The organism is Roseobacter cerffii (assembly GCF_054226325.1).
Genome location: NZ_CM135757.1, coordinates 20,640 through 46,090 on the forward strand (window position 1 = coordinate 20,640; position 25,451 = coordinate 46,090).

Here is a 25,451-nt window from a genome sequence, read left to right on the forward strand (position 1 = left end):
AGACTAGTCATATATGTCCATTCACAAAAGGAGTTTTTGTGCGCGGAATTCCCCACCACGAACTCTCGCCGACCGGGGACATCCGGAGGTTGCGCGTGCCGAGACCGAGGCGCGAAAAAAGGGGCCCGCTTTGGGGCCCCTTCATGTCATCGTAGAGGTCGGGTTTAGGACACCTGGTCGATCGGCATGTCTTCCGGCAGACCTTCGACACCGGTTTCGTCAAATTCAGGCTGGGCTTCCAGCTCGGTCTCGGTCCAGTTCGACAGCGTCAGCGTGTCTTCCTCGGCACCCATGTCAAACTCGTTCAACGGAATGGCCACAGTGTACTCACCCAGGCCCAAGAAACCGCCGATGCCGATGACAGCAGCCAGATCGTCGCCGTCGCGGACGATGTAGTCGATCTCACCCACGACTTCGCCATTGGCTTCAGCCACGTTCTTGCCGATGAGATCGCCAACCACCATGCCGGACATTTCGGCATCGACCGACGCGTCAGCTTGCAGCGCGTTCTCGGTGTAATCAGCCGCATCGTTCACCGCATCTGCTGTGGCCGAGGCCGCGTCTTCGGCGGTCTCCTCAACAGCGGTGGCTGCGTCAGATGCAGCGTCGGCTGTTGCGTCAACGGCGTTCTCGGTTGCCTCGGCGGCATTGTTGGCGAACTGCTTGGTCTCATCAGCAGCTCTTTCCATCGATGTTTCCGCGTTGATCTCGGTCTCGGTGGAGACGCTGGTGCCCGCAAACGCGGTGCCAGCGGTCAGCGCGAGGATTGCAACGGTTGTCTTCAGATGTGTCATCTTAGCCTCCATAAATTGCATACATCGAGGCAACATCAACAGCGGCGATTCCGTTCCCGAAAATCAACAAAAAAGCGTGCAATTTCAAAAAATTGGCGTCCGATACAGAAAACGGCGCGCCCGCTGGAACGGACGCGCCGCATTGCGCGTTTTGCTCCGTTTCAGATCAGTAGCGGTAGTGCTCCGGCTTGAACGGACCCTCGGGGGCGACGCCGATGTAAGCGGCCTGATCCGCGTCCAGCGTGCTCAGCTTCACACCGATCCGATCAAGGTGCAGGCGTGCGACTTTCTCGTCGAGATGCTTGGGCAGGATGTAGACGTCGTTCTTATACTCATCGCCCTTCGTCCAGAGCTCGATCTGCGCCAGAACCTGGTTGGTGAAGGAGGCCGACATCACGAAGGAGGGGTGACCGGTGGCGTTGCCGAGGTTCAGCAGGCGGCCCTCGGAAAGCAGGATCAAGCGGTTGCCGTTCGGCATCTCGATCATGTCCACCTGTTCCTTGATGTTCGTCCACTTGTGGTTCTTGAGCGCGGCCACCTGAATCTCATTGTCGAAGTGGCCGATGTTGCCGACGATGGCCATGTCCTTCATCTCGCGCATATGCTCGATGCGGATCACGTCCTTGTTGCCGGTGGTGGTGATGAAGATGTCGGCGTCCAGGTTTTCTTCCAGCAGCACAACCTCGAACCCGTCCATGGCGGCTTGCAGCGCGCAGATCGGATCGACCTCGGTCACCTTCACCCGCGCACCGGCGCCACGCAGCGAGGCGGCAGAGCCTTTGCCCACATCGCCGTAGCCCATGACGACAGCCACCTTGCCCGCCATCATCGTATCAGTGGCGCGGCGGATGCCGTCGACCAGCGATTCCTTGCAGCCGTACTTGTTGTCGAACTTCGACTTGGTCACGGAGTCGTTCACGTTGATCGCAGGGAAGGGCAGCTGGCCCTGTTTCACCAGATCGTAGAGGCGGTGCACGCCGGTCGTGGTCTCTTCCGAAACACCGATGATCTGGTCACGCATCTTGGTGAACCAGCCCGGGGAGTCGGCCATGCGCTTCTGGATCTGCGCCTTGATCACGGTTTCCTCTTCAGAGGTCGGCACCGGGATGATCTCTTCCCCTGCCTCGGCCCGCGCGCCGAGCAGCACGTAGAGTGTCGCATCGCCGCCATCGTCGAGGATCAGGTTTGGCCCATCCTCGAACATGAAGGATTTGTCGAGGTAATCCCAATGCTCTTCCAGCGACTGGCCCTTGATTGCGAAGACGGGAGTACCGCTCGCAGCAATCGCGGCCGCGGCGTGGTCTTGGGTGGAGAAGATGTTACAGGACGCCCAGCGCACATCCGCGCCAAGGGCCACGAGCGTCTCGATCAGCACCGCGGTCTGGATCGTCATGTGCAGCGAGCCGACGATCCGCGCACCTTTGAGCGGCTTGCTCTCGCCGTACTCATCGCGCAGCGCCATCAGCCCCGGCATTTCGGTTTCGGCGATGTTCAGTTCCTTGCGCCCATAGTCCGCAAGCGCGATGTCTTTTACGATGTAATCCGTGGCCATCTGGATATCCTCTTCAACCGGGGGTTCGGTTTGTTCAACTCATAGTTTGACCGGGGGCATACCACTCCACCATAAGGCCAGCAATCCCCTGTATTTTCTTTGGAAAACACTCTGTTTACTTTTGAAATGCGATTGTCAAATGGTAGTCTTCCCCGGGGATTTTTTTCTGAAGGGGTAGATAGATGACAGTACTTTCGATTCTCAAAACAGCGGTATTTTCCGCAGGTCTCGCACTGGCCGCGACCGTAAGCCAGGCCGCCACGGTGGCAAATTTCACCTCGGGCGGCACGGTGACAGCCGCCACAAATGGCACCGGGTATTCCGCATCGGGGACATTCACGGGGCAGTTTTTCGATCCGACGCTGAACCCGTTTGCCAAGGACGACTACCGGCTGGACGCGACACTGACCGTCAACAATGTCACCGTCTTCTCGGGCATTGAAACGGTGGAAGACAGCACGCTTTTCGAGCTGCGGCCCTTGCTCTTTGCCGGGGTGGTCTCGCTGGAGCCGAGCTTCATTCCGGCGGTTCCCGGCATTCTGGCGGTGGTGTCTGGCAATGCGGGCACGATCCAGCCGGTGGGCTCGGGCATTTTCGCCTCCTTCTCGAGCACCGGGCCGATCCCGCAACTCGGCGGGTTCATTGAGCAGTTCACCGGCTATGTCGGCGACACCAGCACGCCGCTCTTTAGTGACCGGTCGATGAATTACCTGCTGACGGTGGACATCGAGCGCGTAGCACCCGTGCCGCTGCCCGCGAGCTTGCCGATGCTGGCGTTGGCCGGTCTGGGGCTGGGCGCATTGGCACGACGCCGCAAAACAGCCTGACCACCTCTAGTGACGACGGCATGAATGGCCGGGCCCCAGCGGCCCGGTTTTTTCTGTGAGGCTCTTGCCCATTCGATGACAGCCATTCACAACAAGCGGATGGCTCGACCCGCAAAATTCCCCCGCGCCTGGCAGCGCATGCTGTCGGGGCGCAGGCTCGATCTGCTCGACCCCACGCCCGTGGATATCGAGATCGAGGACATCGCGCATGGCTTGGCCTTCGTGGCGCGGTGGAACGGCCAGACGCAAGGGGACCATGCCTATTCGGTGGCCGAGCATTCGCTGCTCGTGGAGACGCTGTTTGGCCGGATTGCCCCCAAGGCACCCGCCAAATGGCGGCTGGCCGCCCTTCTGCACGATGCGCCGGAGTATGTGATTGGCGACATGATCTCACCCGTCAAGGCGGCGGTCGGTCCGGGATATGAAGCGCTGGACGACCGCTTGGCGGCGGCGGTACATCTTCGGTTCGGGCTGCCCGCTGCAATCCCGCCGCAGATAAAGCGTCAGATCAAGAAGGCTGACAAGATCAGCGCCTGGATGGAGGCCACGCAGATCGCCGGGTTCTCGGAGACCGAAGCGAGCAGGTTTTTCGGCAAACCGGATGTCAAATATACCGAAGCCCTGCGCATCGTGCTGCGCCCGCCGATCGAGACAAGGCGCGCATTCACCGAGCGCCACGGCGCACTTCTGGAGGACATGGGATGATCGCGGTGCGCAAGGCGATGGCACTGGATTGCAACTCAATGGCGCAACTGTTGAACGAAATCATCACGATCGGCGGCACAACAGCGCTGACCCGTCCCGTGACCGGCGAGGATCTGAAAGACTGGATGACCAGCGCAGCAGACCGATCCGCCTGGCATGTGGCGGTGAACGACGACGAGGCCGTTGTCGGGTTTCAGTGGATCGCGCCGAATTCAAAACTGCCCGAGGGCGCGGTTGATATCGCAACCTTCGTGCAAGTGGGACAGACTGGGCTCGGCATCGGATCAGCCTTGTTCAACGCCACCGCCAGGGCGGCGAAGGCACTGGGCTACAGCTGGATCAATGCGACCATCCGGGCGGACAACACGGGCGGCCTGACGTATTATCAGAGCCGGGGCTTTCGGGACTGGCGCTTTGACGAGGATGTCCAACTCGACAGCGGCCAGCGCGTGGACCGGGTCAGCAAACGCTACGATCTTTGAGGAGGCAGGTGGCCTGAAAGCCCACCTTACCTGCCGGTGGCGGACGTCTGATCTGGCAGGTTGGGTGGGCTTTCAGGCCGCCCCGCGTCGCCCGCTATCTGGGCGACCGTTTGGCCAGAATACGCTGCAAGGTGCGGCGATGCATGTTCAACCGGCGCGCCGTCTCGCTCACATTGCGATCGCAGAGCTCGAACACCCGTTGGATGTGCTCCCACCGGACGCGATCCGCGCTCATCGGGTTTTCGGGCGGGGGCGGAAGATCGTCACCGCTGGCCAGAAGCGCATTCACGATGTCCGCCGCATCTGCAGGTTTCGAGAGGTAATCCGTCGCGCCGATCTTGACTGCTGCGACGGCGGTCGCAATCGCACCGTAGCCGGTCAGAACCACAACCCGCACGTCCGAGCGCTTTTCGCGGAGGACCTCGACAACATCGAGGCCGTTGCCATCCTCGAGCCGCAGATCAACGACCGCGTAGGCAGGCGGGCGGGCGGTCGCAATCGCTGTTCCAGCCGCAACCGAGTCGGCGGTTTCCACCGCAAACCCCCGTTTTTCCATCGCTTTTGCCAACCGGCGCAGAAAGGGTTCGTCATCGTCGACCAGCAACAGGCTGTTGTCGTCGTCCGGGTTGAGGTGCGCAGCATCTTGCATGGGGCGTCTTTCTTGCAGCTTATCCGTTGCCTCACCTATATGTGGCAGTCCGCTGCACTCGTCAAACGCTGCGACAGTTTGCGCCTCAGGCGTTCTCGACGAAACAGGCGACTGTATCTGCGATGTCTTCGGCTGTGGCCTCGCGGCGGAAGAACTCGACAAAGCCTTGTTCTGGCAGCACCAGATAGCTGAAGGTCGAGTGATCAACGAGATAGAACTCATCGCCGCTGTCATGGGCCTTGTAATAAGTGCGGTAGGCTTCGCTGGCCGCCTTCACCTGCTCAGGCGAGCCGGTAAGGCCGATCATCCGCTCGTGCAGGTTGGCGGCGAAATCGCCCACAACCTCGGGCGTGTCGCGTTGGGGATCGATGGAGATAAACACCGGCGTGGTGGAGATATCGCGTGCCGCAAGAAGGTCGACCGCATCGGCGTTGCGCGCCGTGTCGATTGGGCAGACGTCGGGGCAGAAGGTGTAGCCGAAATAGATCAACGTCGGCTCGGTGATGACGTCGGCATCGGTCACCGTCTCCCCTTGAGCATTCACCAGCTCAAACGGGCCGCCGATGCTGCCTGCGCCGCCCGCGACCTGGCTCGCGCTGCATTGCGCAAATGCTGTGTCGCCCTGCGGCGATTGGGTGGCAAACCAGATCCCTCCAAGAAGACCAACAATGGCGATGGCGGCAAGGGGTGCGATATAGCGCATGGGTGTCGCGTCTCCTGAATTGTTGTAGAGTGGTTTTATCACCTCGCAGTCCTACCGTCCTGCGACATCTATGCAACTCAATATGTGGTGAGCCGATGCCCGAGAGCACCGTCAGACCCTTCAGCGGTCACACGCGCGCCAACTGGATCCGGTTGCGCACGATGATCCTGCTGCGGTGGTTCGCGATTGCGGGCCAGTTGACGGCGATCACGGTGGCGCAGCATTGGTACGGGCTGCAGCTGGAACTGGGCCTGTGTTACCTCGTGATCGGCGCCTCGGTCATTGCCAATTTGGTCGCGATTTTCGTCTTCCCGGAGAACAAGCGGCTGAGCGAGGTCGAGAACATGCTGATGGTGCTGTTCGACCTGCTGCAGCTCAGCTTTTTGCTGTTTCTGACGGGCGGCCTGCACAACCCCTTTGCGCTGTTGATGTTGGGCCCGGTCACGATTTCCGCCGCGGTGCTGACGCTGCGCTCGACCGTTCTGTTGGGCAGCACGGCCATCCTGATGGTCTCGATCCTCTCGCAAATTCACCTGCCGCTTCGTACCGAAAGCGGCCTCATCCTGGAATTCCCGCAGCTCTTTGTTTTTGGCAACTGGATCGCGCTGATCATCGCGATTGTCTTTATTAGTGCCTATTCTGTGCGCGTCACCTCCGAGATTCACTCCATGTCGGACGCGCTCGCTGCGACCCAGATGGCGCTGGCGCGCGAGCAGAAGCTGACCGATCTGGGCGGCGTGGTCGCCGCCGCGGCGCACGAGTTGGGCACACCGCTTGCAACCATCAAACTGGCCAGTGGAGAGCTCATCGACGAGTTGACCGATACGCCTGAGCTGCGTGAGGATGCCGTGCTCATCCGCGAGCAGGCCGACCGCTGTCGGGACATTCTGCGCAACATGGGCCGGGCCGGAAAAGACGATCTGCACATGCGCCAGGCACCGCTGATGGCCGTTGTCGAAGAGGCTGCAGAGCCGCATATGGGGCGCGGCAAAACAGTGCATTTCCACCATCTGGAAAGCCCGAAGCAACAGCCCGCAATCCTGCGCAAGCCCGAGATTATCCACGGCTTGCGTAATCTGATCCAGAATGCGGTCGATTTCGCGGAGGAGGAGGTCTGGATCGAGGCGGGCTGGAGTGACACCGACGTATCCTTGCGGATCATGGACGACGGCCGCGGCTTTCCGCCGCATCTTCTGGGGCGGATCGGCGACCCGTTCATGCGCCGCCGACCCGGCAATCCCGAGCGACGGCTGCGTCCGGGGTATGAAGGCATGGGGCTCGGTCTCTTCATCGCAAAAACGCTGCTGGAGCGCTCCGGCGCAGAGCTGCGATTTGCCAATGGACGCGATCCGGCGGCTTCGGAGGGCGGCACCCATACGGACCTTGGCGCGATTGTTCAGGTGACCTGGTCGCGCGACCGGATTGACGCAAAATCCGCCGATCCGGCCCGGGTCGTGGGCGAGAATCGCCCTATCACCGCTTAAGCCGTCCCTGTTGTTAACCCCCCATTAACCAGCACGCACAGATAGTAAACGGGTCTTCTTCTCACGCAGGGATCCACAGGCTCATGCCGATTTGGGACATAGCGGCTGTCATTGCTGCTGCCGGGCTCAGCGCGGGCGCGGCACTGTTCTGGATATCGCGCTCTGTACAACCCGCCCCGTCCACCATGCCCGAGGCGAGTGGCGAAAGCCGACCAGACGGCATCTCGTTTCTCTTCGACAAGGAGAACCTGCACCACGCCTCCGAGACGGCTCAACAGCTCTATCGGCTGGTGCCCGGCCAGGACGATTGGGCCACGTGGCGCGAGCGGATGCTGAACCGCTTCCCCGGATTACCCGAACGGCCGCTGCCAAACCAGCCCGGTGATCTGACCATCGAGGCGCGGCATGCGGAAGACACCGCGACCCTGAAGCTGACCAGTCGCGGCCAGTTCACACAGATCCACATGGACGACGACCGGATGATCAATGCGGCGCAGTCGCAGAAACTGCGCGCGCTGCATCGCGAGCTTGCGGACCTGCGGCGCGCCAGTGATACGACGCCTCATGCAGTCTGGCAGCTGGACTCGGCAGGCAAGGTGACCTGGCACAATGCGGCTTACGAAGACCTCTACAACCGCTTGCACAACACGGCGCCACAGCCGACCGTCCCGGTTTTCGAAGTTGCCGATACGCTGAACGAGAAAACCGGGCGACAACGCGTCTCGACCAAGTCGGCCATCGACGGCAAGAAAGACTGGTACGATGTGAACGCGGTCACCGTCGGTGATATCACGATCTTCCACGCGGTTGACGTGAATGCGGTGGTGAAATCCGAGGTCGCCCAGCGCAACTTTGTGCAGACACTGGCGAAGACATTCGCGCAGCTTTCGATCGGTCTCGCGATTTTTGACCGCAACGGGCAGCTCGCGCTGTTCAACCCCGCGCTGATCGATCTGACCGACTTGCCCGCGGATTTCCTTAGTGGGCGCCCGACGCTGCTGTCATTCTTTGACCGGATGCGGGAGAACCGGCGCATGCCGGAGCCCAAGAATTACCACTCCTGGCGGCAGGAGATTTCCGAAGTGATCGCAGCGGCCACGGACGGGCGGTATCAGGAGACCTGGACGTTGGAGACGGGCCAGACCTACCGTGTCCGCGGACGTCCGCACCCCGATGGTGCGATTGCCTTCCTGATCGAGGACATCAGCGCCGAAGTGTCTCTGACCCGAAACTTCCGGGCCGAGTTGGAGCTTGGCCAATCGTTGATGGACACCTTCGATGAAGCGCTTGTTGTGTTCTCCTCGACCGGGGTGCTGACCTTCTGCAATCTTGCCTATCGCGAGCTTTGGGGGCTCGATCCGGACAACTCCTTTGCCGATATCACCATCGCGGATTCGGTGCAGGAGTGGAAACGGCAGTGCAAACCGGGCGCCCGCTGGGCAGCCCTTACGGATTTCGTGCGCGGCTATGGCGAACGCACGAGTTGGGACATGCCAGCGACACTGAATAGCGGGTCCGTGCTGGCCTGCACTGTGTCACGGATTGCATCCGGCGCTACGGTCATCCGTTTTATCCGCGAAGACGAAAAGGCTTCGGGCTCGAAACTCTCTGGACGCATCCAGCGCAGCGCCTGACCCCATTCCCTCTTGCGGCGGCGCACCGGCGCGGTAAGCATGGGGCATGGGCGGCGGCAGTATCTCTCTCATCATGGACAGCAGCGAGGCGACGGCAGAATTTGCAGCCGCACTTGGCCCGCAACTGGCGCCCGGCGATACGATCTTGCTGAACGGTTCGGTGGGTGCGGGCAAGACGCATCTCGCGCGGCACCTGATCCAGTCGATCCTACTGGAGCCCGAGGACATTCCCTCGCCAACCTTCACCATCGTACAGATCTATGAGACCTGTCGTGGCCCTCTGTGGCACGCGGACCTCTACCGCATCGCAACCGACGCGGAGGTTGAGGAGCTTGGGCTCCTGGACGCCTTTGAGACCGCCATCTGCCTTGTGGAGTGGCCCGAGCATCTCGGGCCGTTGCGCCCGGACACAGCGTTGAACATCTGGCTGGACGCGGGCCCAACGGATGACAGCCGGGTTCTGAAAGCCAGTTGGCACGCGCCGCACTGGCAGCGCAAGATTGAGGCTGCGGCATGAGCACGCGCACAGCAGATCTAGACGCATTCATCAAGAAGGCGGGCTGGTCCAACGCCGAGCGGGTCTCGCTCGCCGGGGATGCGTCCAACCGGCGGTATGACCGGCTCACCGCACCCGATGGCAAACGCGCGGTGCTGATGGACGCGCCACCTGAGAAGGGTGAAGATGTTCGGCCCTTCGTGCAAATCGCTGAGTATCTTGGCGGTATCGGGCTGAGCGCGCCACATGTCTTGGCCAAGGATGAGGTGTGCGGTTTCCTTCTATTGGAAGACCTTGGCGATGCGCTCTTTGCGCGCGTTCTGGAGCGTGAACCAGATTTGGAGAACAGTCTCTACGCAGCGGCAATTGATGCTTTGGTGCATCTTCATCAGTCTTCGCCACCCGCATTGCCAGCCTATCATGCTGGCGTCACGGCACCGCTCGCCGCGCTTGCCTTCGACTGGTACCAATTCGGCGCGACAGGAGCGGTGGACGCGAAAGCCAAGGCGCGGTTCATGCAGATGATCACGCCTCTTTTGGCGCAGCTGGATGACGACACGCGGGTTCTGATCCAGCGGGACTACCACGCGGAAAACCTACTGTGGCTGCCAGACCGGGACGGCACCGCGCGGGTCGGGCTGCTCGATTTTCAGGACGCGATGCTGGGTCATCCAGCCTATGATCTTGTTTCGGTGCTGCAGGATGCGCGCCGCGACCTTCAGCCCGAAACCGAACAACGCATGATCGACCGCTTCTTGCAGCAACAGCCGCAGGACGCCGCGCGGTTTCGGACCGCCTACGCCATTCTCGGGGTGCAGCGGAACCTACGCATTCTTGGGGTCTTTGCGCGGCTTTGCCTGCGCAACGGCAAGCTGCAGTACGTTGATCTGATCCCACGGGTCTGGGGTCATGTGCAGACCAACCTGGCGCATCCTGCGTTGGCCGAGGTCAACGATATGGTCAACACCGCGCTGCCCGCGCCGACACCCGATGTTCTGGACACTTTGAGGGCGAAATGCGCGACTTGCCCGGATCGGTGATGCTCTTTGCGGCGGGGTTTGGGGCGCGCATGCGTCCGCTGACCAATGACCGACCGAAGCCGATGGTCGAAGTGGCCGGTCGGCCGCTGATCGACCATGCGCTTGATCAAGTCACCGATATCCCGCCTGACCGCATCGTGGCCAATCTGCACTACAAACCCGAGCCGCTGCAGCAGCATCTCGCACCGCTGGGTGTGCAGACGATTGTCGAGCGCCCCGATATTCTCGACACCGGCGGCGGGTTGCGCAATGCGCTGCCACAATTGGGAGCGGGGCCTGTTTTCACACTGAACACGGATACGATCTGGACGGGGCCGAGCCCGCTCGATGTGTTGCGCGCGGCCTGGCAGCCCGACATCATGGATGCACTGCTGATCTGTGTTCCCCTGGGACAAACGCATGCCTATGACGGGCAGGGCGATTTTGAGCTCGACACCGAGGGGCGGCTGACCCGCGGCCTGGGCCATGTCTATGGTGGCGCGCAAATCCTCAAGACGGATCGCCTCGCAGAGATCCCCGACGCCGCCTTTTCGCTCAACCGGGTCTGGGACCTGATGCGCGCCGATAGCAGACTTTTCGGTGTGCGCTATCCGGGGCAGTGGTGTGACGTGGGCCACCCCGGCGGCATCGCCATCGCCGAAACCGTTCTGGCGGATGGGCATGTTTGACGACAGCACGCAACCGCGGCTCTTTGGTATCGCGCCCGGGGTCGATTTCCCGAAGGCGCTGGTCAACGGGTTGATCGCCCGCATGTCCGGTCAGCCGCCGGAAGCGATGGCGCGGGTGCAGCTGATCATGAACACGCGCCGGATGCAGCGGCGGTTGAAAGCGCTTTTTGACGCGAGAGAGGCAATGATCCTGCCACGTCTGCGGTTGATCACCGATCTGGGCGCGCTTGACCCCGGTATCGCCGGCCCACCACCGATCCCGCCGTTGCGCAGACGGCTTGAGCTGATCGCGCTGGTCTCACGACTGTTGGAGCGAGAGAAGGACCTCGCGCCGCAGTCTTCGCTCTATGATCTGACGGACAGCCTTGCTGCACTGATCGACGAAATGCAGGGGGAGGGGGTCACGGCCGAAACGATCGCGGGGCTCGACGTGACCGACCAGTCCGGTCACTGGCAGCGCGCGCTTCAGTTCATTCGCATTGCGCAAAGCTATCTCGATCAAAGTGATACAGCACCGGATCAGGAAGCCCGCCAGCGCCTCATGGTGACCGCGCTGGCAGAAAAATGGGCAGACAATCCGCCGAACGACCCGATCCTGATCGCGGGCTCGACCGGCTCGCGCGGAACCACAATGCTGTTGATGCAGGCGGTCGCCAAGCTGCCGCAGGGGGCGCTGATCCTGCCGGGGTTCGATTTCGACATGCCCCCGCATGTCTGGGCCAAGCTCGGGGATGCGCTGCTCTCGGAAGATCATCCGCAGTACCGGTTTCAGAAGATGCTGAGCGCGCTGCGCCTTGCCTCGGGTGATGTGGCTCCGTGGGATGATCAACCGCCACCCTCGCCAGAGCGCAATGCGCTGGTCTCACTATCGCTCCGGCCCGCACCGGTGACGGATGCCTGGTTAACGGAAGGAGCGCAGCTCAAAGGCATCACCGCGGCCACGGCAGATATCACGATGCTCGATGCGCCAAGCCCACGCAACGAGGCCCTAGCCATCGCGCTCCGTCTGCGGGAGGCCGCGGAGAAAGGGCAGACAGCGGCGCTGATCACCCCAGACCGGGTGCTGACGCGGCAGGTGACAGCCGCTCTCGATCAATGGGACATCCTGCCTGACGATTCGGCTGGGACGCCGCTGCACCTGTCGCCACCGGGCCGCTTCTTGCGGCATGTGGCGCAGCTCTTTGCCCGGCGGCTGGATGCGGAAGCGCTGCTCACGCTGCTGAAACACCCGCTCACCCACAGCGGGGCCGCGCGGGGGCCGCATGTGCTCAACACACAGCGGCTCGAGTTGAGAATCCGCCAGCGGGGGCTGCCCTATCCGGACCCAGACGGGCTGCGTCGACTTCTGCAAAACACGGTGAAGTCGGAAGGCGAGCAGGCCGCGCTGATGGACTGGGCGGATTGGGTGGGTGAGACCTTCACAGGGCGCGACCACGCCGGCCCTCGACCGCTGAGCGACTGGGTATCGCGCCACCTTGCACTGGCCGAGCGTATTGCGGGCGGCCTCGGTAGTCCGGATGCGGGCGAGCTGTGGCAAAAGAAGGCGGGGCAAAAGGCGTTGGAGGTCATGCAGACACTTGCGGATCAGGCCGGATTTGGCGCGCCCACGACTGCATCGGACTATGGCGATCTGGTTGGCGCGCTGCTGTCGGACAGCGAAGTCCGCGACCGCGATGCACCGCACCCCGACATCATGATCTGGGGGACGCTGGAAGCGCGGGTGCAGGGGGCCGATCTGGTGATCCTCGCCGGGTTGAACGACGGCATCTGGCCCGAAGCCCCGACGCCCGACCCGTGGCTGAACCGTGCGCTGCGACATCAGGCAGGGCTGCTACTGCCCGAACGCCGCATCGGGCTGTCGGCGCATGACTATCAGCAAGCCATCGGCGCCAAGGAAGTGTGGCTGACGCGGTCGATCCGCTCGGATGATGCCGAGACGGTGGTCTCGCGCTGGCTCAACCGGTTGCGCAACCTTCTGGACGGTCTGCACGCGCAAGGTGGCCCAGACGCGCTGCGCAATATGCTGTCCCGCGGCGAGACATGGCTGGCACGGGTCCGAGCTTTTGAAGAGGTGGCGCCCGCCCCACCGGCCCGCCGCCCCTCGCCCAAGCCACCGCGAGCCTCACGGCCCAAGACGCTCTCGGTCACCGACATCAAACGCCTGATCCGCGATCCTTACGCGATCTATGCGCGGCATGTGCTGAAACTTGTCCACCTCGGCCCACTTGTGCAGAGCCCGGATGCCCTGATGCGCGGCACCCTGGCGCATGACATCCTCGAGCGCTTCATCCGGGACACACAGCGTGATCCGAGCCTGCTGACCACCGATCACCTGATCCACCTCGCCCGCGAGGTGATGGCCGAGCATGTCCCTTGGCCCGCGGCGCGCGCCATGTGGCTGGCCCGGATTGAGAAGATCGCGGAGTGGTTTGTGGACCGCGAGCGAGATCGACAACGCAATGCCAGCCCCATCGCCTTCGAGAATCAGGCCAAGGGGCAGCTGACCTGGCCCGATATCGACGTCACACTCAACGCCCGCGCGGACAGGATTGACCGCGATACCGACGGCAACCTCCTGATCTACGACTACAAGACGGGCAAACCGCCGACCCCGAAACAGCAGGCGACCTTTGACAAACAGCTCCTGATCGAAGCGGCGATGATCGAGGAGGGCGCGTTTGCCGAGATCGGCGTGGGCCAGGTTGCGCTGGCGCTCTTCATCGGGCTCGGCGCTGACCCAAGCGAGGTGGAAGCACCGCTCGACAGCGAGCCACCGAAAGAGGTTCTGGCCAATCTGCGGGCGCTCATCGAGGCCTATCTCGACCCTGACCAGGGCTTCACCTCGCGCCGGATGATGCAACAGGACGCCAACGTGGGCGACTACGACCAACTGGCCCGCTTCGGCGAATGGGATGCAACCGACGATCCCGTGCCGGAGGATCTCTCATGACCCCTCGGGACGAAGCGACCGAGGCGCAGGTTCGGGCGGCCCGGCCCGACGCCTCGACGTGGTTGGCTGCCAACGCCGGGTCCGGCAAGACGCGGGTTCTCACGGACCGGGTCGCGCGGCTTTTGCTGGATGGCGTCGAGCCACAACACATCCTCTGCCTCACCTACACGAAGGCCGCGGCCTCCGAGATGCAGAACCGGTTGTTCCGGCGTCTCGGTGCTTGGGCGATGCTGCCCGAAGCGCAGCTGCAGCTGTCCCTGCGGGAGCTCGGCATTGACGGTACCATTGACAGCGCGCGGCTGCGCGATGCGCGCACACTCTTCGCGCGCGCGATCGAAACACCCGGCGGTCTGAAAATCCAGACCATCCACTCGTTCTGTGCAGCTCTTTTAAGGCGGTTTCCGCTCGAAGCGCGCGTGAGCCCTCAATTCACCGAAATTGAAGACCGCGCCGCGGACCTGCTGCGCGCCGAGATTATTGACCAGATGGCAGATGGCGAGGATGCCGCCCTGATCACGGGTCTGGCCCGCCACTATTCGGGCGAGGACTTCGAAAAACTCACGCGGATGGTGGTGCAGAACCGGGAAGGGTTTAACGAAGCATTGGACTTCGAAGATTTACTTCAGCTATTCGGTGTCTCAGATAAACCAAGTGTCATAGACCTCCCCGGCTGGGTCGTCGATCAGTCAGTGAAGGAATGGCTTCCGGACGCAATAGAGTTACTGAAAAGTTTCAGCAAAACGATGGTTGATCTAGCCGACGCGCTTCAGGCTATCAACCTCGAAACCCCAACAGCTTCTGACCTCCACCTACTGAAAACCCAATTTTTGTATCGACGAGGCACATCGTTCAAATCTGAAGCCAAGCTCAACACAGTTCCAACAAAAAAAGCGCAGGAGGGCTTGGGCCCCCTACTCGTGAAGCTTCACGAGTTAATGATGCGCACTGCTGAAGCAAATGAGATTCAAGCCGTCGAAACTGCCGCGCGGAAAAGCCACGCGCTGCACCAATTCGCCGGGCGCTTTATTGCGCTCTACGAAGAGCAGAAGATGCTACGCGGCTGGCTCGATTTCGACGATCTGATCTTCAAGGCCCGCGACCTTCTCACCGACCCCGCGGTGGCAGCCTGGGTGCTGTTTCGGATCGACGGCGGCATCGACCACATCCTGGTTGACGAAGCCCAAGACACCAGCCCAGCGCAATGGGACGTGATCCGGAAGCTTGCCGCCGAGTTTTCGAGCGGCGAGGGAGCCCGGAAGGACGTGGCGCGCACGCTGTTCGTTGTGGGTGACAAGAAGCAGTCGATCTATTCCTTTCAGGGCGCCGACCCACGCGAATTCGACCGAATGCATGCAGAGTTCAAGGCCAAGATGGAGGCGGCAGGCCACCGATTTCAGAGCCTAACACTGGCATATTCGTTCCGATCGTCACCGGCGGTTCTGGATGTTGTCGACACCGCATTTGAGACGAAGCCCGAGGCCGGCTTCAGCGAAGACGCCCGGCACAAAGCCTTCAAGAGCGCATTGCCGGGGCGCGTCGACCTCTGGCCCGTGATTGAACCGCAGGACGACACCGACGACCGCAAATGGTTCGAACCGCTCGACCGGCGCGGGGCGCGGCATCACACGGTGCTTCTGGCTCAACAGATCGCAAGCCAGATCAAGCAGATGATCGACACGCGGGTCACAATCCCGGTGGATGTGGATGGCGGCCATGCCAAACGACCGGTGACGCCGGGCGACTTTCTGATCCTCGTCCAACGTCGTTCTCAGCTCTTCGCCGAGATCATTCGCGCATGCAAAACCCATGATCTGCCAATTGCCGGAGCGGATCGGTTGAAAGTGGGTGGCGAGCTTGCGGTGCGGGACCTTGCGGCGCTGCTGTCGTTTCTCGCGGTGGCCGAAGACAGCTTATCGCTGGCCACGGCGCTGCGGTCCCCGCTCTTTGGGTGGAGCGAGAAAGCGCTCTTTGATCTCGCGCACGGGCGATCCGAAGACCATCTGTGGCAAACCTTGCGCGACCAGCCCGATACCCATGCGGACACGCTGGCGATCTTGAACGACCTGCGGGCAAATGTCGATTTTCTGCGGCCCTACGACCTGATCGAGCGTATCCTGACGCGGCATGGGGGGCGCAAGCACCTGCTCGCGCGTCTGGGGCGAGAGGCGGAGGATGGCATCAACGCACTGTTATCTCAAGCGCTGGCTTATGAGCGCAATGCGATCCCAAGCCTGACGGGCTTCCTGGTCTGGATGGAAACCGATGATCTGGAGGTCAAGCGCCAGATCGACAGCGCCTCAGATCAGATCCGGGTGATGACGATCCATGGTGCCAAGGGGCTGGAGGCGCCCATCGTGATCCTGCCGGACATGGGCAAACGGGACATTCAGATCAAGGACGATGTCGTCTCGCTGGAGGGGCATCCGGTCTGGAAGACCAATGCGTCCGAGATGCCAGATGCGATGGCGCGCCGTGTCGATGAGATGAAGCAGGCGCAATTCGAAGAACGCATGCGGCTGCTCTATGTGGCTCTAACACGGGCGGAAAAGTGGCTGATCGTTGCGGCGGGAGGTGAGCTGTCGAAGCGAAACGACAGCCTCTACCAGATCGTCGAGGCGGCGATGGGCAGCTCTGAAGCGAAACAGATCCAGTTTCAGGGCCTGCAGATCAGACGCCATGCCCATGCGGATTGGGATGCTTTGCCCGAGTTGGACCTGCCGGATGTCGTCCGACCGAAGGTGCCGCTTGATCCGCTGTTTGCGCAGAAGGCGCCGGACCGACCCGCACCGACGGAGACACTTTCGCCGTCCGATCTCGGGGGCGCGAAGGCCCTGCCGGGTGAGACGGGACGCGATGAAGCGGCCGCCAAAGCCTACGGCACGCTTGTGCATCTCTACCTGGAGGTCTTGAGTGGAACGGCGCCCGAGGCCTGGTCCGCAGCCGTCGCAGCGCTGCAGGCGGCGACGCCCGACACCCCTGATCACCAAGAGGCGCACGCCGAAGCGATGGCCGTTCTGCAAAACCCCGGCCTGGTCTCGCTTTTTGCCACTGACACGCTGGCCGAGGTTCCGATCTCCGCACCCTGGGGACCTGCGCGCCTGTCAGGCATCATTGATCGGCTGAGTGTCTCTGATGACCGTGTTCTGGCCGTTGATTTCAAGACAAATCGCAGCGTGCCGTCGGCTGCGGACAGCTGCCCGGAGAGCTTGTTGCGCCAGATGGGCGCCTATGCCCACGCGCTGGCGCTGATCTATCCGAACCGTCAGATTGAGACCGGAATTTTGTGGACACGCACACAAAGCCTGATGATGCTTCCGCACGAAATCGTGACACAGGCGTTAGAACGCGCGCAACATCTTGACGTCGGACCAACGGCTACCTAGGTTCATCGCCCAAGCATAGCCTGTCAGGAGAGCACAATGGCCACCCTTGCTGTAACCGATGAAACATTCGATTCAGAAGTCAAGAATTCGGACATCCCAGTGGTGGTCGATTTTTGGGCAGAATGGTGTGGCCCCTGTAAGCAGATCGGCCCCTCTCTCGAAGAGCTTTCGGCCGAGATGGACGGCAAGGTGAAGATCGTGAAGGTCAACGTCGATGAGAACCCGAATTCACCCGCACAGATGGGCGTGCGCGGTATTCCGGCGCTCTTCATCTTTAAGGACGGTCAGGTCGTGTCGAACATGGCGGGCGCCAAACCGAAGGCCGCCCTGCAAAGCTGGATCGAAGATTCGATCTGATCTTTTCCTGACATCGAAAACCGAAGGACGCCTGTTTCGGGCGCCCTTTGTCGTTCAGCGGACCGGGCCAACACCGGCCCTTGTAGGCTTTGAAGCGCCGCGCCATATAGAGCAGCACGACAAAGGAGGCCCATATGGCGCAGGACGAGTTTCCCGGTTGGCACGGGACCACGATCATCGGAGTGAAGAAAGCCGGTGAGGTGGTGATTGCGGGTGACGGACAGGTGTCGCTGGGTCAAACGGTGATCAAGGGCACCGCGCGCAAGGTGCGCCGCCTGAGCCCCGGCGGCTTCGATGTGGTCGCCGGTTTTGCCGGATCGACTGCCGATGCCTTCACCCTGCTGGAGCGGCTCGAGGCCAAGCTGGAAGCAACGCCAGGGCAATTGGCGCGCGCCAGTGTCGAGCTAGCCAAGGACTGGCGGACCGACAAGTACCTGCAGAAGCTCGAAGCGATGCTGATCGTTTCGGATGGCAAAGACCTTCTGGTCATCACTGGCGCAGGCGACGTGCTGGAGCCCGAGCATAATGTGGCCGCCATCGGGTCGGGTGGGAACTATGCGCTGGCGGCCGCGCGGGGCATGATGGACGGGGACCGTTCCGCCGAAGAGGTGGCGCGCGACGCGATGGCGATTGCCGCGGATATCTGCGTTTACACCAATGGTAACCTGACGGTGGAGAGCATCTCCGCATGATCGACCGCGACGATCTTCGTGCCTCGGTCAGCGCCGGTATTCTGACCGAAGCGCAGGCGGCGGCGCTCATGAGCCTCGCCCACAGTCGCAGCGGGGCACGCGAAAACCTTGCGCCCGGGGACGAACCCTTTGAGCTCTTTCGTGGCTTCAACGAGATTTTCATCGTGGTGGGCATGGCCATCCTGGCGATGGGCTGGATCGGGATCGTCACATTCTGGATCGCGGATGATCCAGTGCGCACGCGCGACACGCTGATCTATGCGAGTCTTTTGGGCGTGGCGGTGCTCTGGGGACTGTCGGAATACTTCATTCGCCGTCGCCGCATGGTGGCGCCCGCGATTGCGCTGGCCGTTCTCTTTGCGGTGAACGCGGCCTACGGTTTGGCCGGTGCGTTCTCCGAGATTTTCATGATTGCGCAAGGGGATAACAGCAGCCTGCCGTTACCCTTCAGCCTGGCCACGCTGGCGCTGCTGGGATTCTGGCTGCGCTTCCGGGTGCCCTTCGCCCTCGCGCTGATCGCAGTCGCGGCCTTCGGCGTCGCGATCCTGATTGCCGGGAACAGCAGTGGATCACCGCAGTCTCTCGAACAGCTCTTCCTGCTCTCCGCCGGCGGCCCCTTCGCCTGGATCACGCTCGCCCTTGGTCTGGTGGTTTTCGCGGTCGCGATGATGTTCGACATGTCTGATCCGCACCGTGTCACACGCCGAGCGGCGAATGGCTTCTGGCTGCATGTGGTGGCCGCGCCCGCCTTGGTGAACACCATCGCGCTGACCCTGCTTGACCGCGAAGAAAGCTGGTCCGACACCATGCTCGTCGCCGTGCTCACGCTCTTTGCGCTCGTCGCCATCGTGATTGACCGCCGGTCCTTCCTGATCGCCGCAATCGGCTACACAGTGATCCTGACCGCCACGATCTTTGAAGGGGATGGCGCCGTGTTCACCGTGTTCTTCCTCGGCGTTGTGCTGCTCTTCCTCGGCGCCCGGTGGGAAAAGATCCGCGCGCGCCTTCTGGCGCTGCTGCCGGGGTTTGTCCCGCTGCACCGGCTGCCGCCCTCTCATATGACAAAGGCCTGATCCATGACCGACCTGACCCCCCGCGAGATCGTCTCCGAGCTCGACCGTTTCATCATCGGGCAGAAGGACGCCAAGCGCGCGGTCGCCGTGGCCCTGCGCAACCGCTGGCGGCGCAAGCAATTGGCCGATGATCTGCGCGACGAGGTTTACCCCAAGAACATCTTGATGATCGGACCCACCGGCGTCGGCAAGACCGAGATCAGCCGCCGCCTGGCCAAGCTGGCCCGCGCGCCGTTTCTGAAGGTTGAGGCGACCAAGTTCACCGAGGTGGGTTATGTGGGCCGCGATGTGGAGCAGATCATCCGTGATCTGGTGGACAGCGCCATCGTCATGACCCGTGAGCACATGCGCGAGGACGTGAAAGCCAATGCCCGTCGGGCCGCTGAAGAACGCGTGATCGACGCCATCGCCGGGGAAGATGCGCGCGAAGGCACCCGCGAGATGTTCCGCAAGAAGCTCAAAGCGGGCGAGCTGGATGACCAGATGATTGACCTTGAGGTGGCGGATACGTCGAACCCCTTCCCGATGATGGACATTCCCGGTCAGCCGGGGGGCATGAACATGCTCAACCTCGGCGATATCTTCGGAAAAGCCATGGGCGGGCGCACCACCCGCAAGCGGCTGTCAGTGGCCGAGAGCTATGACGTGCTGATCGGCGAGGAGGCGGACAAGCTGCTGGATGATGAAACGGTGACCAAAGCCGCCATCGAAGCGGTGGAGCAGAACGGGATCGTCTTTCTCGATGAAATCGACAAGGTCTGCGCCCGCTCCGACGCCCGCGGGGGCGATGTTAGCCGCGAGGGCGTGCAGCGTGACCTGCTGCCACTGATCGAGGGCACCACCGTCAGCACCAAGCATGGGCCGGTGAAAACCGACCATGTGCTCTTCATTGCATCAGGCGCCTTCCACATCGCCAAGCCCTCGGATCTGCTCCCCGAATTGCAAGGTCGCCTGCCGATCCGCGTCGAGCTGCGCGCGCTCACCGAAGAGGACTTTGTGCGCATCCTGACCGAGACCGACAACGCGCTGACCCTGCAGTACACAGCCCTCATGGGCACCGAAGAGGTCACCGTGAGTTTTGAGCCCGAAGGCATCGCAGCCCTGGCCAAGATCGCCGCGGACGTGAACCAATCGGTCGAGAACATCGGCGCGCGCAGGCTTTACACGGTCATGGAACGGGTCTTCGAGGAACTGTCGTTCAATGCGCCGGACCAGGCGGGCGAGAACGTGGTCGTAGATGCGGAGTTTGTCGAGAAAAACCTCGGCGCGCTGACGAAATCCACCGATCTCAGCCGCTACGTGCTTTAGCGCTTTCCTTCCGCCCGTTTGCCTGCGACATCAGGCGGATGGGCTATCTCCGCTTCCTGATCGACAACCGGCTGTTCCTGTTGGCGGGGTTTCTGTTGTCGTTCAACTCCTCCTACGGGCAGACGTTTTTCATCGCGCTCTTTGCCGGTGATATCATGCGGGACTTTGGCCTGACCGACGGGCAATGGGGCGGGCTCTATACGCTGGGCACAACGCTGTCAGCGGCGACGATGATCTGGGCCGGTGTGCTGACCGACCGGTTCCGCGTGCGCAACCTGTCGCTCGGAGTGATGGGGCTTCTGACGCTCGCCTGCCTCGCGATGACAGTCAGCCAGGGGTGGGCTCTGCTGATCCTGACGATCTATGCCTTGCGGCTGCTCGGGCAGGGGATGATGTCGGAACTTGCCTATATCGCGATGTCCCGCTGGTTTGTCGCAGCGCGTGGGCGGGCGATCTCCATCGCCTCGATGGGCTTCGCCGCGGCGCAGGCAGTGGTGCCGATCATCTTTGTCGCCCTTCTGGCCGTGATGGACTGGCGCGCGGTGTGGATCATTGCCGCAGTGCTGGTCGTCGTGAAAATCCCCGTGATCCGGGCGCTGCTCCGGCAAGAACGCACACCGCAGTCACTCGCGGAGAACAGCACAAGCCTTGGCATGGCAGGGCGGCATTGGACACGGGTTGAGATGCTGCGCCACCCGCTCTTTTACCTGCTCATCCCATTGATGATCGGTCCGCCTGCCTGGGGCACTGCGCTCTTTTTCCAGCAGGTGCACCTCACGGAGGTCAAAGGGTGGAGCCTGGTGGCCTTCGTCTCGCTTATGCCGATCTTTACGCTCGCGATGATCGCCTTCACCTTTGTGACCGGCTGGGCGGTGGACCGGTTTGGCGTCACGCGGGTTATGCCGTTTCAGCTCTTGCCCTTCGCGGCAGCCTTCGTGGTGCTCGGTTCAGCGGATACGATCTTTGCTGCTGGGATCGGGCTTTTGATCTTTGGCGTTGGGCAGGGGATGCACGGCACGGCGATCACCGCGTTCTGGGCTGTCTTCTATGGCACCCGACATCTCGGTGCGATCAAAGCGGGGGCGGGGGCGCTGATGGTCTTTGGCTCCGCCATCGGGCCGGGGATCAGCGGCGCGTTGATCGACTACGGCATCGACTTTCCGCAACAGATGATCCCTTACGCCGGCTTCTACCTCCTGGGTGCGGCGCTCGCCACGCTTGGCGTCCTGCGCTATCGGCACGACCTGCCTAGCGGGTCCGCCTGAGATAAACGTAGTAGGCGCCACCGCCACCGTGGCTGATATGCGCCTGGCTGACTTGCATGACAACGGATCGCAGCGGTTGTGTCGACAACCACTGCGGCACCTGGTGGCGCAGCACGCCGTGCCGCACCGGGATAGGGCCACCTTCATCGCGGTTTTTGCCCTTTCCAGTGATCACCAGCACGAGGCGTTTGCCCGACCCGTGAGCTGACAAAATGAACTTCACCAGAACGCTGTGCGCACGGTCCAGCGTCATGCCATGCAGATCGATGCGCGCCTCGGGCGTCAGCTTGCCCCGCTTCATCTTGCCAAAAGTCTTCTGGTCCATCTGAACGGGTGCTGATTGCATGCGGTCGGGCAGGGACGGCATCAGATCGAAAGTGGTCTTACGCGGCTCCGGCTTGGACGGAAAGGTTTTGCGCAGCTTGCCGAAATCCGGCTGTGGTTTTTCGACGGGCCGCTTTGGTTGCGGCGCAAAAGCGGTGGGGTCAAATGTCTCGCGCGAGTCGAGCGCTGTCGTGCGTTCCGTGACCTTGCGCCAGAGGGCTTCTTCCTCGGGCGACAGCTTGCGCCGTGTCACAGCGCGCTGTCCGGCGCCATCGCGTAAGCGCGCTGGATGGGCAGCAGGACGACCATCCGCCCCGGATCCTTCAACTGGCCCGCGTCGCGTCCAGCCTGATCGCCGGTCCCGAAAAAGACATCCGCCCGTTGCGCGCCCTTGATCGCCGAGCCAGTGTCCTGCGCAATCATCAGCCGGCGCAACGGGTCCTTGCCATCCTTCTCGATCCAGACCGGTGCACCGAGAGGGGTGTAGGCCGGGTCTACCGCGATGGTTCGCATCGGCGTGACAGAGCGATTCATCGCACCCAACGGCCCCTTGTCGGCAGGCACGTCGCTGACCTCGCGGAAAAACACGTAGGACGGGTTGTGGAACAGCAATTCGCGCCCTGCGACCGGGTTCCGCCGCACCCAGTTCTTGATCACATCGGCGCTGACCTGATGGGAGGCATAGGTCCCGCGGCGCACCAGCTCCGCCCCGATGGAGCGATATGTATGCCCATTCGCACCGCCGTATCCCACCCGCAGCTTGCCACCATCAGGCAGGTTCACCCGGCCAGAGCCTTGAATTTGAAGAAAGAAAAGCTCCACCGGGTCGTCGACCCAGGCGATCTCCAGACCGCGCCCTTCGAGAAGACCGCCATCGAGAATCTGGCGGCGGGAATACCATAGGTCGGTCTGCTTGGCCTCAGGCGGCATGGCGTAGAGCGGATAGCGATAGCGGGGCGAGCGCTGGCGCGCACCGTTAAGCTCGGGCTCGAAGTACCCGGTGAAGAGCCCAGGGGTGCCGTCTTCGATCAGAACGGGGCGGAAGAACAGCTCGAAGAAGGATTTCGGATCCGGATCCGACGTCGCATAGGCGCACATTGCGCGCCAGTCGGGGTCATCCATGTCCTGGCAGGTGTTGCGAAAGGTCTCGAAAGCGGCGGCGTGATCATCGTCGGCCCAGCCGTCGAGGTCTTTGAACGACAGCACCTCGATCTGCGTCTCGCTGTCAGCAGGCCCCGACATGCCCAACAGCCCAGCCAAAAGCACCGCCGCGACGGCTGGTGTCATGCGTCTGTGGAAACAAGCAGCCAATTCGGATCGTCCGATCCCATGGTCCGGGCAAACGACCAGGTGTCTTTCTGGCGTTTGATCTCCTTGGCGCTGCCATCGATAACCTCGCCTTCCGCATTGCGCACAACCGAGGTCAGCTCGGCCACGAACCGAATGGTCAGCTCCGCTTCCTGCGTGTCATCGTTGAAGGTTGCGTCCATCAGCTTCAGCTCGCGTACGCCGATGAAATTTGATTCCACAGTGAGGCCCTGATCTTCGCGGGCCGCGATACCGTCGACAAAGGATTCGTAAATATCCTCGGCAAGGAACGGCTGGATCTCGGACAACTCGCCCTTTTCATAGCCCATGACGATCATCTCATATGCGCTGCGGGCCCCACCAAGGAAATCAGTGACACTGAACGATGGCTCGATACGCTTCATCGAGGCCAGCGCCTTGGCCGCGTCGCTGTCTTCTTCCACGTGATCAACGATATCGAGATCCGGCCCGCCTTCGATCACCTCGAACTCAGGGCCAGAGCGGCTGCGCGCCTGCGGTTTGGGCAAGGGCGGCTGTTCGAACCCGTCCCGTGTCCCCAGCACGTTCTTCAGGCGCAGAATCAAGAAAACAGCGATGCCAGCAAGCACCAGAAGCTGTATCAGGGGCGAATTCATAGGTACCTCATGGCGGGTCAATCATGGAAACGGGCGTTTATCTCCCTTATGTAGGTGGCGGGCCTGCGCAAGTCCACTCTGCGGTCCCGGAAAGGAAGCTTCAAAATGTGGCTATTTATCGCATTTCTGGCAGTCCCACTGATTGAAATCACGTTGTTCATCCAGATTGGCGGCGCAATCGGGCTGGGGTGGACCCTTGTCACGGTCGTTCTGACCGCGATTGCAGGCACGTGGTTGGTGCGCAATCAGGGCCTGTTGGCGATGAGCCAGCTGAAATCCTCCTTTTCCGACATGCGCGATCCGACCGAACCGCTGGTGCACGGCGCGATGATCCTATTTTCCGGGGCGCTTTTGCTGACGCCTGGGTTTTTTACGGATGCCGTCGGATTTCTTCTGCTGATCCCGGCCGTCCGGGTCTCGGTCTTCAAGGCGATCCGCGCCCGCGTGAATGTCCAAACTTTCCAAAGCGGGCCTCAACCGCGGCGACCCTATCCGGGCGACGACATCATCGACGGGGATTACTCGGAGGTGCCGCCCGAGCGTGACCAGATCAAGCGCCCCTCCAAGTGGACCGACCATTGAGACCCTCCGAGCAAGCTGGTAAGGCTCGCCCGATTTGATTTTCACGGTAGGAGACCCCCATGGCTGAAGCCGAAGCACAACAACAAGGGCCGCAGATGCGGGTCCTTGGCCAGTTCATTCGAGATATGTCATTCGAAAACATCATGGCGCAAAAGGGCGCGCCCGCCGATGTGACGCCGGACGTTCAGGTGCAGGTCAACCTGGATGCGAAGAAACGCAGCGCCGAAGGCCAGTATGAAACCGCGATCAAGCTGAATGTGACTTCGAAAGGCAAGGACGGCGATGCAACGCTGTTCGTGCTCGAGATCGACTATGCCGGCATCTTCCAGATCGAAAACGTGCCGGAAGACCAGTTGCATCCCTTCCTGCTGATTGAATGCCCGCGGATGATCTTCCCGTTCCTGCGCCGCGTGGTCAGCGACGTAACCCGGGACGGTGGCTTCCCGCCTCTGAACCTTGAAAACATCGATTTCCTGGCGCTCTATCGCAATGAAATCGCACGCCGTCAGGCGGAAGAGGCGCCAAAAGCCGACGCGTGAC

General features: G+C 61.9%; 24 protein-coding genes. 17 read left to right on the forward strand and 7 right to left on the reverse strand.

Annotated elements, in window-relative coordinates; all coding sequences use genetic code 11:
• Positions 1-164: 164 nt before the first annotated feature.
• Both ACVC7O_RS00105 and ahcY read right to left on the reverse strand, forming a co-directional pair.
• Positions 165-794 carry a PRC-barrel domain-containing protein gene (locus ACVC7O_RS00105; protein WP_458324078.1) on the reverse strand — a complete coding sequence of 210 codons (630 nt, stop codon included), beginning with the start codon at positions 792-794 and terminating at the stop codon, positions 165-167.
• A gap of 166 nt (positions 795-960) precedes the next feature.
• Entirely contained in the window at positions 961-2,346 is a 1,386-nt protein-coding gene (ahcY, locus tag ACVC7O_RS00110) for an adenosylhomocysteinase (RefSeq protein ID WP_458324079.1), read from the reverse strand.
• Positions 2,347-2,528: 182 nt separating this feature from the next.
• On the opposite strand from ahcY, the gene ACVC7O_RS00115 reads away from it, so the two are divergent.
• From ACVC7O_RS00115 to ACVC7O_RS00125, 3 genes are all read left to right on the forward strand, one after another.
• Entirely contained in the window at positions 2,529-3,173 is a 645-nt protein-coding gene (locus tag ACVC7O_RS00115) for a hypothetical protein (RefSeq protein WP_458324080.1), read from the forward strand.
• 99 nt (positions 3,174-3,272) lie between these two features.
• Positions 3,273-3,878, forward strand: coding sequence for an HD domain-containing protein (locus ACVC7O_RS00120; RefSeq protein WP_458324081.1), 606 nt, complete (start codon positions 3,273-3,275; stop codon positions 3,876-3,878).
• Positions 3,875-4,360, forward strand: a complete 486-nt coding sequence (locus tag ACVC7O_RS00125; protein WP_458324082.1) for an N-acetyltransferase family protein — start codon at positions 3,875-3,877, stop codon at positions 4,358-4,360. Before ACVC7O_RS00120 ends, ACVC7O_RS00125 begins: the two co-directional genes overlap by 4 nt.
• 94 nt (positions 4,361-4,454) lie before the next feature.
• Here the strand turns inward: ACVC7O_RS00125 and ACVC7O_RS00130 are convergent, their stop codons facing one another.
• Together ACVC7O_RS00130 and ACVC7O_RS00135 are read right to left on the reverse strand one after the other, a co-directional pair.
• The gene (locus tag ACVC7O_RS00130) at positions 4,455-5,009 is read right to left on the reverse strand and encodes an ActR/PrrA/RegA family redox response regulator transcription factor (protein ID WP_458324083.1); all 555 of its coding nucleotides are present in this window, start codon (positions 5,007-5,009) and stop codon (positions 4,455-4,457) included.
• An 85-nt stretch (positions 5,010-5,094) separates the two neighbouring features.
• The gene (locus ACVC7O_RS00135) at positions 5,095-5,712 is read right to left on the reverse strand and encodes an SCO family protein (RefSeq protein ID WP_458326129.1); all 618 of its coding nucleotides are present in this window, start codon (positions 5,710-5,712) and stop codon (positions 5,095-5,097) included.
• A 95-nt stretch (positions 5,713-5,807) separates the two neighbouring features.
• Between ACVC7O_RS00135 and regB the strand changes: the two genes are divergently transcribed.
• From regB to ACVC7O_RS00195, 12 genes are all read left to right on the forward strand, one after another.
• Positions 5,808-7,196, forward strand: a complete 1,389-nt coding sequence (gene regB, locus ACVC7O_RS00140; RefSeq protein ID WP_458324084.1) for a sensor histidine kinase RegB — start codon at positions 5,808-5,810, stop codon at positions 7,194-7,196.
• An 83-nt stretch (positions 7,197-7,279) separates the two neighbouring features.
• The gene (locus ACVC7O_RS00145; protein ID WP_458324085.1) at positions 7,280-8,830 is read left to right on the forward strand and encodes a PAS-domain containing protein; all 1,551 of its coding nucleotides are present in this window, start codon (positions 7,280-7,282) and stop codon (positions 8,828-8,830) included.
• 46 nt (positions 8,831-8,876) lie between these two features.
• Positions 8,877-9,347 (forward strand): tRNA (adenosine(37)-N6)-threonylcarbamoyltransferase complex ATPase subunit type 1 TsaE, encoded by a 471-nt coding sequence (gene tsaE / locus ACVC7O_RS00150; RefSeq protein WP_458324086.1) that lies wholly within the window; start codon positions 8,877-8,879, stop codon positions 9,345-9,347.
• Entirely contained in the window at positions 9,344-10,366 is a 1,023-nt protein-coding gene (locus tag ACVC7O_RS00155) for an aminoglycoside phosphotransferase family protein (RefSeq protein ID WP_458324087.1), read from the forward strand. Before tsaE ends, ACVC7O_RS00155 begins: the two co-directional genes overlap by 4 nt.
• Entirely contained in the window at positions 10,342-11,034 is a 693-nt protein-coding gene (locus tag ACVC7O_RS00160; protein ID WP_458324088.1) for a nucleotidyltransferase family protein, read from the forward strand. The genes ACVC7O_RS00155 and ACVC7O_RS00160 overlap by 25 nt, the downstream gene beginning before the upstream one ends.
• The gene (gene addB / locus ACVC7O_RS00165; protein WP_458324089.1) at positions 11,027-13,984 is read left to right on the forward strand and encodes a double-strand break repair protein AddB; all 2,958 of its coding nucleotides are present in this window, start codon (positions 11,027-11,029) and stop codon (positions 13,982-13,984) included. The genes ACVC7O_RS00160 and addB overlap by 8 nt, the downstream gene beginning before the upstream one ends.
• Entirely contained in the window at positions 13,981-17,367 is a 3,387-nt protein-coding gene (gene addA, locus ACVC7O_RS00170; RefSeq protein ID WP_458324090.1) for a double-strand break repair helicase AddA, read from the forward strand. The genes addB and addA overlap by 4 nt, the downstream gene beginning before the upstream one ends.
• Before the next feature lie 36 nt (positions 17,368-17,403).
• On the forward strand, positions 17,404-17,724 hold the full coding sequence (trxA, locus tag ACVC7O_RS00175; protein ID WP_458324091.1) for a thioredoxin: 321 nt from the start codon (positions 17,404-17,406) through the stop codon (positions 17,722-17,724).
• Positions 17,725-17,858: 134 nt separating this feature from the next.
• Entirely contained in the window at positions 17,859-18,416 is a 558-nt protein-coding gene (gene hslV, locus ACVC7O_RS00180) for an ATP-dependent protease subunit HslV (RefSeq protein ID WP_458324092.1), read from the forward strand.
• Entirely contained in the window at positions 18,413-19,489 is a 1,077-nt protein-coding gene (locus ACVC7O_RS00185) for a hypothetical protein (RefSeq protein ID WP_458324093.1), read from the forward strand. Before hslV ends, ACVC7O_RS00185 begins: the two co-directional genes overlap by 4 nt.
• Before the next feature lie 3 nt (positions 19,490-19,492).
• Complete coding sequence (hslU, locus tag ACVC7O_RS00190; protein ID WP_458324094.1) at positions 19,493-20,797, forward strand: ATP-dependent protease ATPase subunit HslU; 1,305 nt, start codon at positions 19,493-19,495, stop codon at positions 20,795-20,797.
• Positions 20,798-20,835: 38 nt separating this feature from the next.
• The gene (locus ACVC7O_RS00195; protein WP_458324095.1) at positions 20,836-22,062 is read left to right on the forward strand and encodes an MFS transporter; all 1,227 of its coding nucleotides are present in this window, start codon (positions 20,836-20,838) and stop codon (positions 22,060-22,062) included.
• Here ACVC7O_RS00195 and ACVC7O_RS00200 read toward each other — a convergent pair.
• From ACVC7O_RS00200 to ACVC7O_RS00210, 3 genes are read right to left on the reverse strand one after another with little or no spacing between them, the layout of a single operon-like run.
• Positions 22,046-22,639 carry a Smr/MutS family protein gene (locus ACVC7O_RS00200; protein WP_458324096.1) on the reverse strand — a complete coding sequence of 198 codons (594 nt, stop codon included), beginning with the start codon at positions 22,637-22,639 and terminating at the stop codon, positions 22,046-22,048. The two genes, ACVC7O_RS00195 and ACVC7O_RS00200, sit on opposite strands and share 17 nt — an antisense overlap.
• Positions 22,636-23,673 (reverse strand): murein transglycosylase A, encoded by a 1,038-nt coding sequence (gene mltA, locus ACVC7O_RS00205; protein WP_458324097.1) that lies wholly within the window; start codon positions 23,671-23,673, stop codon positions 22,636-22,638. The genes ACVC7O_RS00200 and mltA overlap by 4 nt, the downstream gene beginning before the upstream one ends.
• Positions 23,670-24,329 carry a Tim44/TimA family putative adaptor protein gene (locus tag ACVC7O_RS00210; RefSeq protein ID WP_458324098.1) on the reverse strand — a complete coding sequence of 220 codons (660 nt, stop codon included), beginning with the start codon at positions 24,327-24,329 and terminating at the stop codon, positions 23,670-23,672. The genes mltA and ACVC7O_RS00210 overlap by 4 nt, the downstream gene beginning before the upstream one ends.
• Positions 24,330-24,434: 105 nt before the next feature.
• Here ACVC7O_RS00210 and ACVC7O_RS00215 point away from each other — a divergent pair, with 105 nt between their 5' ends.
• Positions 24,435-24,911, forward strand: a complete 477-nt coding sequence (locus ACVC7O_RS00215; RefSeq protein WP_458324099.1) for an FxsA family protein — start codon at positions 24,435-24,437, stop codon at positions 24,909-24,911.
• Between the two features lie 59 nt (positions 24,912-24,970).
• A complete protein-coding gene (secB, locus tag ACVC7O_RS00220) occupies positions 24,971-25,450 on the forward strand; it encodes a protein-export chaperone SecB (RefSeq protein WP_458324100.1) in 480 nt (159 codons plus the stop codon).
• The last annotated feature ends 1 nt before the right edge of the window (position 25,451 follow it).

Excerpts from the sequence above, each read along its gene's own strand:
- addB (WP_458324089.1), top strand. The coding sequence starts at position 11,027 with ATGTTTGACGACAGCACGCAACCGCGGCTCTTTGGTATCGCGCCCGGG.
- ACVC7O_RS00155 (WP_458324087.1), top strand. The coding sequence starts at position 9,344 with ATGAGCACGCGCACAGCAGATCTAGACGCATTCATCAAGAAGGCGGGC.
- ACVC7O_RS00160 (WP_458324088.1), top strand. The coding sequence starts at position 10,342 with ATGCGCGACTTGCCCGGATCGGTGATGCTCTTTGCGGCGGGGTTTGGG.
- ACVC7O_RS00105 (WP_458324078.1), bottom strand. The coding sequence starts at position 794 with ATGACACATCTGAAGACAACCGTTGCAATCCTCGCGCTGACCGCTGGC.
- ACVC7O_RS00215 (WP_458324099.1), top strand. The coding sequence starts at position 24,435 with ATGTGGCTATTTATCGCATTTCTGGCAGTCCCACTGATTGAAATCACG.
- ACVC7O_RS00185 (WP_458324093.1), top strand. The coding sequence starts at position 18,413 with ATGATCGACCGCGACGATCTTCGTGCCTCGGTCAGCGCCGGTATTCTG.
- ACVC7O_RS00115 (WP_458324080.1), top strand. The coding sequence starts at position 2,529 with ATGACAGTACTTTCGATTCTCAAAACAGCGGTATTTTCCGCAGGTCTC.
- ACVC7O_RS00145 (WP_458324085.1), top strand. The coding sequence starts at position 7,280 with ATGCCGATTTGGGACATAGCGGCTGTCATTGCTGCTGCCGGGCTCAGC.
- ACVC7O_RS00125 (WP_458324082.1), top strand. The coding sequence starts at position 3,875 with ATGATCGCGGTGCGCAAGGCGATGGCACTGGATTGCAACTCAATGGCG.
- ACVC7O_RS00130 (WP_458324083.1), bottom strand. The coding sequence starts at position 5,009 with ATGCAAGATGCTGCGCACCTCAACCCGGACGACGACAACAGCCTGTTG.
- trxA (WP_458324091.1), top strand. The coding sequence starts at position 17,404 with ATGGCCACCCTTGCTGTAACCGATGAAACATTCGATTCAGAAGTCAAG.
- ACVC7O_RS00135 (WP_458326129.1), bottom strand. The coding sequence starts at position 5,712 with ATGCGCTATATCGCACCCCTTGCCGCCATCGCCATTGTTGGTCTTCTT.
- ahcY (WP_458324079.1), bottom strand. The coding sequence starts at position 2,346 with ATGGCCACGGATTACATCGTAAAAGACATCGCGCTTGCGGACTATGGG.
- tsaE (WP_458324086.1), top strand. The coding sequence starts at position 8,877 with ATGGGCGGCGGCAGTATCTCTCTCATCATGGACAGCAGCGAGGCGACG.
- regB (WP_458324084.1), top strand. The coding sequence starts at position 5,808 with ATGCCCGAGAGCACCGTCAGACCCTTCAGCGGTCACACGCGCGCCAAC.
- hslV (WP_458324092.1), top strand. The coding sequence starts at position 17,859 with ATGGCGCAGGACGAGTTTCCCGGTTGGCACGGGACCACGATCATCGGA.
- secB (WP_458324100.1), top strand. The coding sequence starts at position 24,971 with ATGGCTGAAGCCGAAGCACAACAACAAGGGCCGCAGATGCGGGTCCTT.
- ACVC7O_RS00210 (WP_458324098.1), bottom strand. The coding sequence starts at position 24,329 with ATGAATTCGCCCCTGATACAGCTTCTGGTGCTTGCTGGCATCGCTGTT.
- hslU (WP_458324094.1), top strand. The coding sequence starts at position 19,493 with ATGACCGACCTGACCCCCCGCGAGATCGTCTCCGAGCTCGACCGTTTC.
- addA (WP_458324090.1), top strand. The coding sequence starts at position 13,981 with ATGACCCCTCGGGACGAAGCGACCGAGGCGCAGGTTCGGGCGGCCCGG.
- mltA (WP_458324097.1), bottom strand. The coding sequence starts at position 23,673 with ATGACACCAGCCGTCGCGGCGGTGCTTTTGGCTGGGCTGTTGGGCATG.
- ACVC7O_RS00120 (WP_458324081.1), top strand. The coding sequence starts at position 3,273 with ATGGCTCGACCCGCAAAATTCCCCCGCGCCTGGCAGCGCATGCTGTCG.
- ACVC7O_RS00195 (WP_458324095.1), top strand. The coding sequence starts at position 20,836 with ATGGGCTATCTCCGCTTCCTGATCGACAACCGGCTGTTCCTGTTGGCG.